Source organism: Mesobacillus jeotgali (assembly GCF_002874535.1).
GTDB lineage: Bacteria > Bacillota > Bacilli > Bacillales > Cytobacillaceae > Mesobacillus > Mesobacillus jeotgali.
This window is the reverse complement of sequence record NZ_CP025025.1, coordinates 163066-177142: the sequence shown is the minus strand read 5'-3', so window position 1 is coordinate 177142 and position 14077 is coordinate 163066. Positions and strand designations below refer to the sequence as shown.

Here is a 14077-nt window from a genome sequence, read left to right as displayed (position 1 = left end):
AAACTTTTATTCACCCAATTTTTAGAAGGATTGGTAGTCTACTAGTTTAGACGGAGGACAGATTGGAAAAGTTGCATAATTCAGTAAAGATTTTACATTCGATCTTTGTTCAAATTCCACATGCTGTAGTTTAGCTGAAGCGCGTAAGCCACCCATGCAATATACGGCAGCATCAGCCTGCCGGCGATTTTATCTTTTTGATAGTATTGATATGTTGTCAATGTAATCATGCCCAGCAGCAAGCCGATCTCTGCAAACGCCGTACCACGAAGGTTCCATTTGAAAAATAAGAATGACCATAGAAAATTCAATCCAAGCTGGATATCATAGAGGGTTTCCGCGGTGGCGGTAGGTTTCTTTTTCATCGACACCCGGTAATTCGCAAGCCCCATCGTCGCATACAAACCTGTCCACATAACAGGAAACACCCACGAAGGCGGCGCATTATCCGGCTTCTCTAGCTTACTGTACTTCTCCTTCGCCCGCCTCGTCGCAATCATCCCAGTCACCATACCGCCGACAACCGGAATCAGCAACTCCTTGGCGAGCTTGCCCTTATCTATTTTTCCATTCACTCTTAGAACACTCATAAATATCACCTGCCTTTTTCTTACTATTTCCTAGTTTTCGCGAAAAAAACATATGATATTACGAAACAAACTTGTGATGATCATCTATTTTGACAGCTTTTAGCCCGATGCACCCAAACCTGTCTTGATTCCTTCGTTTTCTTGACAGCTTTTGGACTCAAGACACCAAACCTGTCACACTTCCTCCGCTTTCTTGACAGCTTTTAGCCCTATGCCTCAAACCTGTCTTAATTACTCCGTTTTCTTGACAGCTTTTAGACTCAAGACACCAAACCTGTCACAATTCCTACGTTTTCTTGACAGCTTTTAGCCCTATAACCTCAAACCTGTCTTAATTCCTCCGTTTTCTTGACAGCTTTTGGACTCACGACACTAAACCTGTCACAATTCCTTCGTTTTCTTGACAGCTTTTGGACTCAAGACCCCAAACCTGTCACAATTCCTATGTTTTCTTGACAGCTTTTAACCCGATGACCTCAAACCTGTCTTGATTCCTTCGTTTTCTTGACAGCTTTTAACCCGATGACCTCAAACCTGTCTTAATTCCTTCGTTTTCTTGACAGCTTTTAGCCCTATGACCCCAAACCTGTCACAATTCCTTCGTTTTCTTGACAGCTTTTGGCCCAGCACCACCAAACCTGTCCGAACTTCCCCCTACTTCTGCCAGCTTTTCTCCTCGCACAACCATACCTGTCTGAATAACAAAAAAAGCGCCAGCCAAAATGGCTAGCACTCTCTCTCTATCATCCTACTTCACAAACACATAAGGATTTCCGCCGATGGACTTCCTCATTTCTTCAGTGATTACGATACTGGAGGCCTGTGTACCTGCAGCAGCACTTGTCGTCTGTTTCTTTTCTCCACATCCATCATAGAACATTGGCTTTGCTTGCATTCATAATTCCCCCTAGAATGGTTTTGTTGACACAAGCACGATGAGCACAACTGCTGCGACATGTGCGATGCCGTTTAGCTTGGAAGCTTTTTTATCAAGCTGATGATATTCGGCTGGCAGTTCGCCGTCACCGCTGTTCATCACGATATCGACTTGCTTTTCGATTGTTTTTGGCAACATTGCTGCGACAACAGGCTGAATCAGCACGTAAATAATTAAAGATCCGATGAACCAACCCTGTGACCAAAGGACTGGGTTGACGATGGCCATCAGAATCCCGCTGGCTAGCAAAGTAAGCGATCCAACCTTGGCAAACATCTCTATTTTTTTATTAATCTCAAAACAAACTTTTGCGTTCGTTACTGACTTAGCACCAAACTTGGCTACAACCGGCATTCCAAAGCTCGCTCCTAAACCAACAACGGCCGCGATGACATGAACTAAAACTAATAATCCATATAAAGTCACACTCATTCCTCTAGTGCTTTTTACCTATATATTTATACCATAAATATTCCCTCTCAGGGTAAAAAATTCTATATTTTCAACTTGTTTATAGTGTTTTCTCCTGCATCAACAAAAAAAGGAAGCATGAACAATGAACAATTCCATGCTTCCTCTCTCTTACTCACCGGCACTTAACCACATCTCCATTGCCAGATCGAGTTCGTCATTCAGTTGCTGTTTCCTGCTATACAGCTTATCCAGTTCCTCATAATCCTGGTTAATACCCATCACTAAATCAAGCTCTGAGATTTCTTTTTCCAGGCCTTCGATTTTCTTGAAAAGCTTTGCGGCGGAAGGTTCCGGTGGCGGCTGTTGCGCCACCTTCTTCTCCTTGAAAACAGACACCGGTTCGATCACAGTTTTCTGCTCTGCCGTGGCCTTCTCCCTTTTATAATCATCGTAATTGCCCTCATAGCTCTTCAGCCCACAATCCTCAACAGCAATCACCCGCTCCCCGATTTTATTGATAAAATAGCGGTCATGTGAAATGAAGAAAATCGTACCCTTAAAATCCTCCAGGGCGGCCTCCAAAGTCTCGATCGAATCAATATCAAGATGGTTCGTCGGCTCATCAAGAATCAGCAAGTTGATATCCTGGAACATCAGCATCGCCAGTTTCAGCCTGATGCGCTCGCCCCCGGAGAGAAATTTCACTTTCTTGAAGACACTCTTTTTGTAAAACATGAACTTCGCCAGATACTCACGCGCTTTCCCTTCAACAATCGAGATATCCTCACGGAAACACTCAAGCACCGTCAGTTCTTCATTTTTAAAATCAATCTTCTGTGGCAGATAGGCAGCCATCACGTTTGCGCCTAACTCTACCACACCGGCATCCGGCTGCTCTTCCCCGAGAAGCATCTTCAGGAACGTCGTCTTACCGCTGCCATTCGGACCAACAAGGCCGACCCGCTCACCGTAATGAACCATCAGGTCAGCGCTGTTAAAAATCACCTTATCCTCATAGCGCTTAGAAACATCAACCGCCTTGATCGTTTCATTCCCGGAGCGCACCGCATCGTTAAAACTCAAACGCATATTCCGTCGCTCAAAAATCGGCTTATCAATCCGGTCCAGCTTATCAAGCTTCTTCTGGATGCTCGCCGCGCGCCTGAAAAATTTGTTATTGTCGGCACGCAACGCCCAGTCACGCAGGCTCGTCACCTGCTTCTCCATGTTATTGACCTTCTTCTGCTGCTCGCGGAAATGCTCATATTGCACCCGCATATTCTCTTCCTTTTGGCTGATAAAACTGGAATAGTTCCCCCTATAGCTAATCGTTTCCATATCCTCGATCTCGACGATTTTATTGACGACATTATCAAGAAAATAGCGGTCATGCGAGACAATCAGCACGATGCCTTTATAATTTTTCAAAAAGCCTTCCAGCCATTCAATTGATTCCATATCAAGATGGTTCGTCGGCTCATCAAGCAGCAGGATATCCGGCTGATGAATCAGGATTTTCCCGAGACCTACCGTCGTCTTCTCCCCGCCGCTAAGCAAATCAAAATCCCTCTGTAAAAAATCTTCGGTAAACTTAAGCCCGGTGCAAACCTTGCTTAGCTTCTCCTCCTGCTCATAACCGCCCTTTGTTTCATATAGATTCACCAAATCACTATATTTATTAAGCGCTTTTTCCAAAGCATCATCCTCTAAAACCTGCATCTGAGCCTCGATCTCTCGCATCTGTATTTCAATTTCATGAACCTCTTCAAAGGCCAGATTCAGCACATCGATCACTTTCAGGCCGGCAGGATATGAAGGCATCTGTTCCAAGTAAGCAAACGATGCTCCCCTCGGGCGATGGACCAGCCCCTCATCATAGCCCGGGCTCGAGGTCTGTGGATAGCCAGGATAATAATGCATGGGTTCAATCCCGCCGATGACTTTAAGAACCGTGCTTTTGCCGCTTCCATTCGCACCGACGATCCCGACCTTATCCCCTTCAAAAGCTTCCAATGTAAAACTGTTCACGACCAGCGTCGCTTCCATATATTTTTTAATTCCATGCACTTTAAGTTCTAACATATCAATTCCTTCTTTCATCCATAATGAAGCTACGCTTTTTATGGACAGCACAAAGAAGAACCTATTTACTATTCAATTTTATAAGAAAAGCGGAAACGCCTTGGTCAGCCCCGACAAGCGCTGGAGGGCCGACCAGTGAAGTCGTTCTTTGACTTCATTGGGCGGACCGAAGCGACTCAAGGGGCTAGGCGGTGGAGCTGGACAATTCTCGAAGTGGAAAATTACTTTTCTTATATATAAACAAAAAAGACTGTAGAAATCCCTACAGTCTTGAATCACCATTTTCAGCAAGCACAAATAAGCCTATGCCAAAAAATCACTATCACGATTCAGTAAAGTAAGTTATCTTCTAATTGCCGTAATTCCATAAAGAGCATAACGAAATAAACCTATGCACCATAGGCATTTTTACACTCAATACAAAATCCTTATTAATAAAATTAATAATTAGCAATTAGATGTTGGTTCCATAAACTTACTTTCCCTCCTCAGTCATTTGTTTCATTATCTCAAGTTTACATTATTTTGTAAATATTATTGGGTATTTTTTCTTGATTCTTCTTCCCCCTAGACAAGCATAAATTAGTAGAAAACTTGTCCGCCAGAAAGGATTCCGTGCCATGATTTCGTTTCGCTCCAAGCTTACAGCTTCTATCTATGCACTTTTGTCGATCAGCTTTTGGGGAGTTTCCTTTGTTTCTGCAAAAGCTGTACTCGAAAAGCTCGATCCCTTTTCATTATTGATCTTCCGCTTTGGTTTCGGAGCTTTGTTTTTATTAGTGATTTTACTGCTGAATCGGTATCGTTTGCGGATTTCGATTGGATACATTCCTCATTTGGTTGTCCTCGGAATACTGGGTGTGTTTGTTCACCAAGTCTTGCAGGCAACTGCTCTGTTAACGATCAATGCGTCATCTGCCGGATGGCTGATTTCGTTTTCTCCGATTTTCACCGTTCTTCTGTCGGTACTATTTTTGCATGAAAAAATGGACTTCAAAAAAGCACTTGGAATGGTGGTCGCCATAGCAGGCGTCTTTATTGTCACCACAACCCGAAGCGGCCATTCTTTCGAGTTCGCCATGAACATTGGCTTCATCCTTATGCTCCTGAGCACGTTGAACTGGGCAGTATATTCCATCCTTTTAAAAAGGCTTCAAATCCCTTATCCTGCTCTCGTAGTGACATTTTACATGAGCCTAATCGGCTTTATGCTCACTCTCCCTTTTATCATCCGCAACAGAGGCTGGGAATCCCTGCCCTTGCTGACCCAGACGGAGTGGGCCCATCTTTTATTCCTTGCGATATTCGTTTCTGGAATTGGGTATTGGTATTGGGGAAAGGCATTGGAAGTACTGGATGCATCAAGGGTATCCATGTTCATCTACCTCGAGCCTTTGGTCACCCTGATTGCCGCCATCTTTCTTTTACATGAAAAATTCATCCTCATAAGTGCAATTGGTGGAATCATAATTATTATAGGAGTGGTCATAGTCAATGGCGGTCTTGCTCGTCTTGTGGCGAGTTCTATTTTTAAAAAATGAAGAAGGTGGGAGTGCCCATGACGCTGAATCCTCAGGCAAAAAATGTGTTGGATTCATTAAAAAATCCTTCCAAACACGAGTTGAAGGAAGCACTGGCGGAGCTCAATATGTCTGTAGATGAATTGGAGCCGTTTCTCCAATCATCTTGCGGAAAGCCTTATTACAGAAAACTCCTGTACAAAAGTGACGATGTCGAGCTGCTTGTGATGAACTGGTCAGATATAGAATGCGCTCCGCATGATCACGGTGATTCCCATGGCTGGATTCATGTCCTTAACGGGACATCCATCAACTCCGTCTACGAAGTCAATGACAACAGCCTGCCAAAGGAACTGTTCAAGGAGTATCACCATCAAGGAAAGTCCTTCTATGCTCCGAAGAAAGGAGTCCATAAGATGCAAGCAGACGGCACAAGTGGACTCGTCACTCTCCACCTCTATTCCCCGCCTATCAGCGGGATGAAAGTCTTCGACCTTGAAAAATGTGCCGCCTGTGTGGTCTCGGATGACTGCGGGGCATGGTGGCCAGATGAACAGCGCCAGAAAATTAAAGAAATCCAGCTTAGAAAACAAGAAGACGGTTCTCATGCTTCATGAGAACCGTCTCTTAAGATTACTATCCGCGGAATTTCAAAGCCAAACCCTTCAGGAAATTCCGCGCGAATTTATCACCGCATTCACGGTAGTTCTTATGCCCTTCTTTTCTCAAAATTGCACCGAGCTCACCCTTGGAAACTCGGACTCCAGCAAGATCGAAAATCTCAAGCATATCCTCGCTCGTGAGCGACAGGGCGATTTTCGCCTTTTTCAAAAGCTGGTTATTCACTGTCTCCCCGGTTAGTGGCGGAGCACCAGTCTCCCCCGGACGCTTCCCTCTTTTAAAAGTAACCATGCCATTCAAGAACTGCTCCATCATCGCGTTATTGATTCTTATGTAGTCCTCAGGTACATCTTCATCCCCATACTCATCTTCATCAATTTTCTGCAGCATCATGCGGACATCGTCCTTCGTCACGTTCACCCCGCCAAGCTTGAATATCTCTACCATATCAGTATCCTTGATATCCAGCGCGTACCGCAAACGGATCATTATATCATTGTTAAGCATGAAAGAGCCTCCTATAGCCGAAACAAATTTATGCAGACTCTATTGTAGCATATGCGAAGCTCTCATTAAAATAAGGGTGAGAGCTTTAGCTCCTCCCCCTTACCTAGCCATTTTCCACCGATTGTAGATCTTTGCGCAAAAAGTAAATTGGATACTAGTAATTCACCTTATTTCGTCTCTCTATGCAGCGTGTACCTCTTTAAGCGCGGGCAATACTTTTTTAATTCAATCCGATCAGGATTATTTCTTTTATTTTTGGTAGTAATGTAGTTTCTATCTCCTGTTTCCGTACATGCAAGCGTAATCTTCACTCTCATCTTTCTTTCCTCCTATATTTCACTTTATATATTGTGAACGATTCTTTCGGCTGCCTGGCGTGCACCGGAGATATTCCGGGCAATAGGGCCAATCTCCAGTTCGGCAAGAGATCCCGTTACGTATAAATGGGGGCACCATTCGAGCGTCGGACTGACAATTGGATAACCACATTGAGCACATGGGAGATCCAACTTTTCTATCGCCTTGTCCAGCCATCCACCGCCAGGGCGCCCGGCCTTGAACCCTGTCGCGAAGACGATGGATTTTACGTTAACCTCTTGCTTCTCAAGTTTAAGGGTAATTTCTCCCCCGTCCCTTTTACTTGCTGATTTTACTTCACCATCCACTACCTTAATCTTTTGTTCATTTTCAAGTTTCTTTAGCTTCTGGAAAAGTTCCGCAGTCAGCGACCCCCTGTTCCTGGCACCGATAATGACATCCCTGCGTTTTTCATAATCGCTGATTTCACGATAGGCAGTTTGTTTCTTTGGTCCCAGCCATCCCGGGTCGCTATCAAAATCAAATACTCTGAAGGGATGCCTTTTGATTAAAGTGACCCCTCCCGGATACATGGCAGCTAACTTGATTACCAGATGCGCAGAAGTGATTCCTCCTCCTACTACAGCAATTGGAGGCCTCAGTTCCTGGATACAGGCAGTTTTATCGAAGATATGAAACACCTGGTTTGATTCTTCATGAAGTGAGTCTCCCCATTCTGGAATAAACAACCGGTCGTTTACGCTTACTGCCAACACGATATTCCTGCCAGCCAAGCTTTTACCGTCTAATGTATGGACATGCCAGTGGTCCTTCTCTTTCTCGATGTCATTGACATAGCCCTGGTGCCATGATTGTTCCAAAGCTGTCTCTTGAAAGAGATGATGACTGTGTTCGTTAAATATCTTCAGGGACGGACGCTTGTATTGACCGTAAAACTCGTTATCCTTAAGGTTCTTTTTCTTTGTAAAACTGATTAAACTGAACGGATCGGCATCAAGGTGATGCACGAATGGAGAACGAAGAAACTTCATATCAATTAACCCAGTATTTCTCGTCCAATTGGATAAAGGTTTTTCATGCGGGTCAATAATACAGAGGCGACCTGGTAAAACCTTTTTGTTTCTTAACAAAAAGGTGGCAATCGTACATCCTTGTATGCCTCCACCTATAATAATCCATTCGTACACAATGATATCCTCCTACCACATAAATCGAAATCATTACGATTTGAAAAACAAAAAAATCACGAATGAACTTCATTAACTGAGAAATAAAAATATTTTATTTTGTCATTAACGACCTTTTTTCTTGAATTGACTTGTTCTGTGAGATCTAACCATGTTACATTTTTCAGTTTTCTCTCCAACTGCTGATTGATAAAGTTTTCCGCTTCTCTCATTACTCCTATCAGCTGTCCGAATGTTAAATTGAAATGCCTTGCTGCCTGTCTGTGAGGTGAATGCTTTACAAGGAGTGACATAAATTCGTCGGATGTTTCAGCTTGTTGAGCCAGATCGTCTTCCAGCCGAACAACATACTCATAGACCTCTCTCTGTTCAATTGGAAGTGATTTTATAATTTCTCTTGAGAGAATCTCCATTAAATGCGAATTCATACGTCAACCTCACCCGACTTACATTCTATTTGTCCTTTAAATTATATCTCTTCATAAATCTTTCAGTTCGGCCTCCGCGGTCAGAGAACTTTTGGACGCCCGTATAAAATGGATGGGTATCCGAGCTTACTTCCACCTTAATAAGCGGGTAAGTGTTGCCATCCTCCCATTCGGTTGTCTGGTTCGAAGTCTTTGTCGATCCTGTTAAAAACTTGAAGCCGCTGTTTGTATCCATGAATACTACTTTATGATAGTCCGGATGAATGTTTTTCTTCATCGTAAATTCCTCCAATCTTTTTACCAGCTGGATTTTTTCACGCCCGGAATCTGGCCTTTATGCGCGTATTCGCGGAAAGCAATACGCGACATTTTAAATTTACGGAGATATCCACGCGGTCGTCCTGTCACTTCACAGCGATTTTTCAAGCGAGTCGATGCAGAATCACGCGGAAGCTTCCGCAGCGCTTCGTAATCGCCCTTTTCTTTCAGTTCCCTGCGCAGGTCAGCATATTTCAACACCAGCTCCTGGCGTTTTTTTTCTTTTACAACCTTTGATTTTTTAGCCAATAAACTCACTCCCTTTTTAAAAGATAATCGTAATCATTACGATTTATAAAATAACATAAAGATATTTAATCACATATATTCAGTGAGCGCAACTCCAAGAACGGCTTCGTTTCTAATTAGGATTAATTATCCCTCTTTATGAAACTTACGTTCTGATATCATCAGTATACTGCCGAACAGCACCTTAACTGCCACTCTCTACCGGCATGGAAAAAGGCGGAAGATCATCAGGGAAATGGTGCCAATCCATCATCATTTCTTCTTCAGTTAGCAGGCACAAATCCAATTTGCCAATAATTTTTTGCACATCCATCTTTACGCCAATAAAAACGAGCTCCGTCATCCGATCCCCAAATTCAATATCCCATTTTGCCAATAATTCAGGCTCATCCTTAAGGATTTGTTTTTTCTCATCCTCCGGGTAGGCGTCGATCCACTCTCCAGCAGCTTCCAGCATGATGGAAGGTCCCGCTTGTGATATTAACCCCGCGATATTATTGCGAGTTGCAAGCCAGAAGAAGCCTTTTGCCCTTACGATATCCTCAGGCCACTCCTCAAGCCACTTCATCCATCTCGCAGGATGGAATGGACGCTTTCTTCTGTAAACAAATGAAGATATTCCAAATTCCTCCGTCTCGGGGATATGTTCTTCATTTAGTTCCTTTATCCATCCCGCTCCCTGGCTGGCCTCTTCGAAATCGAACAATCCAGTATTTAGAACATCCTCCATCCTTACCCTGGAGTGACTCGATTCGATGATCCTTGCCGCCGGATTCAGCTTTTGCATTACTGCCTTCAACTCAAGGTAGACTTCAGCATCAATCAGATCTTTTTTGTTTAAAAGAATGACATTGGCAAACTCGATCTGATCAATCAGTAAGTCGACGACCTCTCGTGTATCATTCTCATCCGTACCTTCCTTTCTGTCCAGGAGGCTCTCCCCGGAAGAGAAATCATGCCAAAACCTGTTTGCATCAACAACTGTTACCATAGTGTCGAGCTTACACCATTCCGTCAAATTAATATCCAACTCCTCGTCCACATATGTAAATGTCTGGGCAACCGGAATCGGTTCTGAAATCCCTGACGATTCAATAACGATATAGTCAACGTCTCCAGCTTTCGCCAGACGCTCCACTTCAATTATTAAATCCTCTCTTAATGTACAGCAAATGCAGCCGTTCTGAAGCTCGACCAGCTTCTCCTCAGTTTTTGAAAAGCCTCCATTCTTAATCAGAGCGGCGTCGATATTTACTTCACTCATATCATTTACAATCACCGCAATTTTTTTATTTTCACGATTGTTCAATATATGATTCAATAACGTGGTCTTTCCTGAACCCAGGTAGCCGCTCAATACTGTTACAGGGATTTTCCTGTTCATTTCTACACCTCTTTATTTATTTTAATTCTTTTACATATATGCCTTCGGTTCGGCATACTATACAATTAGACAACCTTAATCGTAATCATTACGATTTGAATTAGATAATAATCGCTTCCCTCCTGCTTGTCAATTATTTAGAAATGTAAATACATAACTGATTATCATCTTTTTAGGATCGTAGTAGACTCTATTCATGAAAAATTAAATCGGAATGATTCCTAAAATCATTTACAAAAACAAATTTCTATTTTACACTTTAAATCGGAATCATTTCGATTAATAAAATATCGTTTAAGGAGATCACTATGAAAATTACTAAACTATCACTTAGTTTACTGCTATTAATGGGTTTGACACTAGCCGGCTGTTCTTCCAGCAAGGAATCAGCCAACAATAATAATTCAGAATCTACTAAGCTGACTATCTATACAACCATCTACCCTCTTCAGGATTTTGCGAAAAAAATCGGCGGGGAATATGTGGATGTGGAAAGTATCTATCCACCGAATGTAGACGCCCATAGCTTCGAACCAAGCACGAAGGATATGATGAAGCTTGCTGAAGCTGATTTATTCATTTATTCCGGTGCCGGAATCGAAGGATTTACGGAAAAAGCAGAGCAAGCCTTAAAAAATGAAAAGGTCATGATTGTTAAAGCAGCGGAAAACGTGGAAATGATTGAGTCTTCCCATGATCATTCTCATGAAGAAGAAGGTGCCCATTCCGATGAAGAACACCATGACGAAGAATCCGCTCACTCTGATGAAGAGCACCATGACGAAGATGCCGCCCACTCTGATGAAGAGCACCATGACGAGGAAGCCGCTCACTCTGATGAAGAACACCACGACGAAGAAAACACTCACTCAGACGAGGAGCATCATGATAAAAACTTAGATCCACATGTATGGCTTGATCCAATCTTGTCTATCAAACTAGCATCAAATATTAAAGATTCCTTGATTGAGCTGATGCCTGATCGTGAACAGGAATTTGAACAGAATTTCGCGCAACTTGAGAAAGACCTGAAGGAATTGGACAATGAATTCAAGAATGTGATTGAACAGGCTGAGAACAAACATCTGCTTGTCGCCCATGAAGCATATGGATACTGGTCAAATAGATATGGAATCATCCAGATCGCTGTCAATGGACTTTCTCCTACCCAGGAGCCTTCACAACGTGAATTGACAAAGTTGATTGAAGAAGCAAAAGAACATGATTTGAAATACATTGCGTTTGAACAGAATGTTTCGTCACGCGTGGCAGAAATGATTCAAAGAGAAATCGGTGCTGAGACAGTCACCTTGTATAACCTCGAGTCCATTTCGGCTGAAGATATAAAGAATCAAGAGGACTATTTCAGCCTGATGCGAATAAATCTTCAAGTGCTAGAAAAAGTGTTAAATTGATAGTCTTTTTTACTAGATTGTGTATATTTTCTTAAATTAAATAGTACAATCTAGTAAAAGTAACTAGGAGGAGAAAATGATTCGATTAATCCGGTCTAATTTATTGGACATTACAGGTTTTGCTGTCATTCTGGCGTTTCTTATGCTGCTAAGCCTGGGGATGGGGTTTCAGAGTAAGTTGGAAATTCCATCTTCCATTCTGAATCTGAATACGATATTTCTCAGTATTTTAATAGAAGCCTTCCCGTTTGTTCTGATTGGGGTGCTGATTGCGGGGATGATTCAGATTTTTGTCACCGAGGAGCATATAAGCAGGTGGATTCCTAAGAACAAATATTTGGCGATTGTAATGAGCTGCAGCGTTGGCGCCCTTTTTCCAGCCTGCGAATGCGGAATTGTGCCAATCATCCGCAGGCTAGTGGGCAAAGGAGTCCCTATAGCCGCTGCTATTGGTTTTATGTTGACAGGTCCCCTTATCAATCCGATTGTCATTGCTTCTACATATATGGCTTTTGGCAACGATTTTAAAATTGCTGCTCTCAGGATGGGATTGGGATTTGCCATCGCGATCATTGTCGCCTTCATGGTTGGAATGTTTTTCAAAGGAACGCAGTTCAAAAAAAGCACCTCATTGCACGTCCATAGCCATTCTGGAAAGAAGTCCTTCCTCGAAAAATTCTGGGCGATGCTCCAGCATTCAATTGATGAGTTTTTCGACATGGCCAAGTATCTGATCATCGGGGCATTCCTGGCGGCTATGGTCCAAACCTATATGCCGGCGAAAACCTTATTGGAAATTGGCAGTGGTGCCGCTTCCTCACTGGCTGTCATGATGGGACTAGCGTTCTTCCTGTCCCTTTGCTCTGAGGCAGATGCCTTCATTGGTGCTTCATTCAGCAGCATCTTTCCTTCAACGTCGATCCTTGGCTTCCTGATTTTCGGGCCGATGATTGACTTGAAAAATACGCTGATCATGATGAGCGTGTTCCGATTTAAATTTGTCATGACCGTTCTTGCGCTCGTCGCTGGTACTGTATTCACTATTCTCATGCTGTTTGGCGGCATGCTATAGGAGGTCTTGTCCATGCAATTCCATGCACAGCAGGCGGCAAGGTCCCTGATCCTGCTCGGATTTTCCGTCTTGATTTATATGCTGCATTTTACAGGTAAGATTTATTTATTCATTAATCCAAAGTATTTGCTATTAAGTCAGGCAGCGGCGTTCCTATTTTTGCTCCTGTTTTTTATCCAGATTACACGAGTCTGGACAATAAAAAAGGAACATGACCACGACTCCTGCAATCATGTGGGTGAATGTTGCTCTCATGATGATCACCATGACCATTTTCATGACCATGGGACAACACCTTTTTCAGCAAAAAAACTGGTGTCCTACTTGATCATCGTCCTGCCTCTGCTATCAGGCTTTATGCTCCCTGCAAAGGTTCTCGACTCCGCAATCGCCGATAAAAAGGGCGCAATGCTGTCAATCGCTGGTTCTAGCAAAAGCGGGCAGAGCAGCGAGACTTCGAGTGAACCGAAAGAACAGGCAGATAGCCAGGGAACTGCCGATGACGCCCAGTCACCAGAGGAGGGAGATTATCAGGCTGGACAAGGCTCTGACATACCCGAAGGCACTGAGACTGCAACAGGTTATGAAAATCTAATGACAGATGAAGAATACGATCAAATGATGAAAGAGCTGGAGACAGGATCCACCATCATTTTTAATGACAGTATCTATTCATCCTATTATGAATCAATCAGCTCCAACATCGATAAGTTCCAGGGGCGGAAGGTAAGCCTTTATGGTTTCGTTTATAAAGAGGAAGGCTTTGCAGAAAACCAGCTGGTCGTATCACGATTCCTGGTCACCCACTGTGTCGCAGATGCCAGCATCATCGGATTTTTATCTGAGTTCCCAGACGCAGCGACTATCGAGAAGGACTCATGGATCAAAATAGAAGGCGTCATTGAGACTGGTTTCTATATGGACACTCCTATACCTCTTGTTAAAGTCTCTAATTGGGAGATAACTGAAGAACCGAAAGTTCCATATCTATATCCTGTCAGCATCCAGAGAAATTAAATTTAACGAGCCTTGATT

17 protein-coding genes are annotated in these 14077 nt (G+C 43.1%); 5 read left to right on the top strand and 12 right to left on the bottom strand.

Translation table 11 applies throughout. The annotated features are described in order from the left end of the window. Positions 1 to 92: 92 nt before the first annotated feature. The 5 genes from CD004_RS00800 to abc-f form a co-directional block, all read right to left on the bottom strand. Entirely contained in the window at positions 93 to 590 is a 498-nt protein-coding gene (locus CD004_RS00800) for a TspO/MBR family protein (RefSeq protein ID WP_102261019.1), read from the bottom strand. Between the two features lie 589 nt (positions 591 to 1179). Further along, positions 1180 to 1323, bottom strand: coding sequence for a hypothetical protein (locus tag CD004_RS23610; protein ID WP_158651444.1), 144 nt, complete (start codon positions 1321 to 1323; stop codon positions 1180 to 1182). A 15-nt stretch (positions 1324 to 1338) separates the two neighbouring features. Beyond that, positions 1339 to 1485 (bottom strand): hypothetical protein, encoded by a 147-nt coding sequence (locus CD004_RS23605; RefSeq protein WP_158651443.1) that lies wholly within the window; start codon positions 1483 to 1485, stop codon positions 1339 to 1341. Between the two features lie 12 nt (positions 1486 to 1497). Beyond that, positions 1498 to 1953: a DUF2269 family protein gene (locus tag CD004_RS00795; protein WP_158651442.1), complete on the bottom strand. Its 456-nt coding sequence runs from the start codon at positions 1951 to 1953 to the stop codon at positions 1498 to 1500. 156 nt (positions 1954 to 2109) lie between these two features. Continuing rightward, positions 2110 to 4023: a ribosomal protection-like ABC-F family protein gene (gene abc-f, locus CD004_RS00790; protein WP_102261017.1), complete on the bottom strand. Its 1914-nt coding sequence runs from the start codon at positions 4021 to 4023 to the stop codon at positions 2110 to 2112. A gap of 620 nt (positions 4024 to 4643) precedes the next feature. Here abc-f and CD004_RS00785 point away from each other — a divergent pair. Together CD004_RS00785 and CD004_RS00780 are read left to right on the top strand one after the other, a co-directional pair. Continuing rightward, positions 4644 to 5564 carry a DMT family transporter gene (locus CD004_RS00785; RefSeq protein WP_102261016.1) on the top strand — a complete coding sequence of 307 codons (921 nt, stop codon included), beginning with the start codon at positions 4644 to 4646 and terminating at the stop codon, positions 5562 to 5564. A gap of 17 nt (positions 5565 to 5581) precedes the next feature. Further along, positions 5582 to 6160 carry a cysteine dioxygenase gene (locus CD004_RS00780; protein WP_102261015.1) on the top strand — a complete coding sequence of 193 codons (579 nt, stop codon included), beginning with the start codon at positions 5582 to 5584 and terminating at the stop codon, positions 6158 to 6160. 19 nt (positions 6161 to 6179) lie between these two features. Here CD004_RS00780 and CD004_RS00775 read toward each other — a convergent pair whose 3' ends face one another. From CD004_RS00775 to CD004_RS00745, 7 genes are all read right to left on the bottom strand, one after another. Further along, positions 6180 to 6671, bottom strand: a complete 492-nt coding sequence (locus CD004_RS00775; RefSeq protein WP_102261014.1) for a YehS family protein — start codon at positions 6669 to 6671, stop codon at positions 6180 to 6182. Positions 6672 to 6838: 167 nt separating this feature from the next. Beyond that, positions 6839 to 6988 (bottom strand): 50S ribosomal protein L33, encoded by a 150-nt coding sequence (rpmG, locus tag CD004_RS00770; RefSeq protein ID WP_079504591.1) that lies wholly within the window; start codon positions 6986 to 6988, stop codon positions 6839 to 6841. Between the two features lie 24 nt (positions 6989 to 7012). Further along, a complete protein-coding gene (locus tag CD004_RS00765; RefSeq protein ID WP_233434911.1) occupies positions 7013 to 8176 on the bottom strand; it encodes an FAD/NAD(P)-binding protein in 1164 nt (387 codons plus the stop codon). A gap of 56 nt (positions 8177 to 8232) precedes the next feature. Further along, complete coding sequence (locus CD004_RS00760; protein WP_102261012.1) at positions 8233 to 8604, bottom strand: hypothetical protein; 372 nt, start codon at positions 8602 to 8604, stop codon at positions 8233 to 8235. Positions 8605 to 8629: 25 nt separating this feature from the next. Then, positions 8630 to 8881 carry a type B 50S ribosomal protein L31 gene (locus CD004_RS00755; protein ID WP_102261011.1) on the bottom strand — a complete coding sequence of 84 codons (252 nt, stop codon included), beginning with the start codon at positions 8879 to 8881 and terminating at the stop codon, positions 8630 to 8632. Positions 8882 to 8901: 20 nt separating this feature from the next. After that, entirely contained in the window at positions 8902 to 9171 is a 270-nt protein-coding gene (rpsN, locus tag CD004_RS00750; protein WP_102261010.1) for a 30S ribosomal protein S14, read from the bottom strand. A gap of 184 nt (positions 9172 to 9355) precedes the next feature. Next, the gene (locus CD004_RS00745) at positions 9356 to 10555 is read right to left on the bottom strand and encodes a GTP-binding protein (RefSeq protein ID WP_102261009.1); all 1200 of its coding nucleotides are present in this window, start codon (positions 10553 to 10555) and stop codon (positions 9356 to 9358) included. A 308-nt stretch (positions 10556 to 10863) separates the two neighbouring features. On the opposite strand from CD004_RS00745, the gene CD004_RS00740 reads away from it, so the two are divergent. From CD004_RS00740 to CD004_RS00730, 3 genes are all read left to right on the top strand, one after another. Next, entirely contained in the window at positions 10864 to 11970 is a 1107-nt protein-coding gene (locus CD004_RS00740) for a metal ABC transporter solute-binding protein, Zn/Mn family (RefSeq protein ID WP_102261008.1), read from the top strand. A 76-nt stretch (positions 11971 to 12046) separates the two neighbouring features. Beyond that, positions 12047 to 13042: a permease gene (locus tag CD004_RS00735; RefSeq protein WP_102261007.1), complete on the top strand. Its 996-nt coding sequence runs from the start codon at positions 12047 to 12049 to the stop codon at positions 13040 to 13042. A 12-nt stretch (positions 13043 to 13054) separates the two neighbouring features. Further along, the gene (locus CD004_RS00730; protein WP_102261006.1) at positions 13055 to 14059 is read left to right on the top strand and encodes a TIGR03943 family putative permease subunit; all 1005 of its coding nucleotides are present in this window, start codon (positions 13055 to 13057) and stop codon (positions 14057 to 14059) included. Positions 14060 to 14077: the final 18 nt, after the last annotated feature.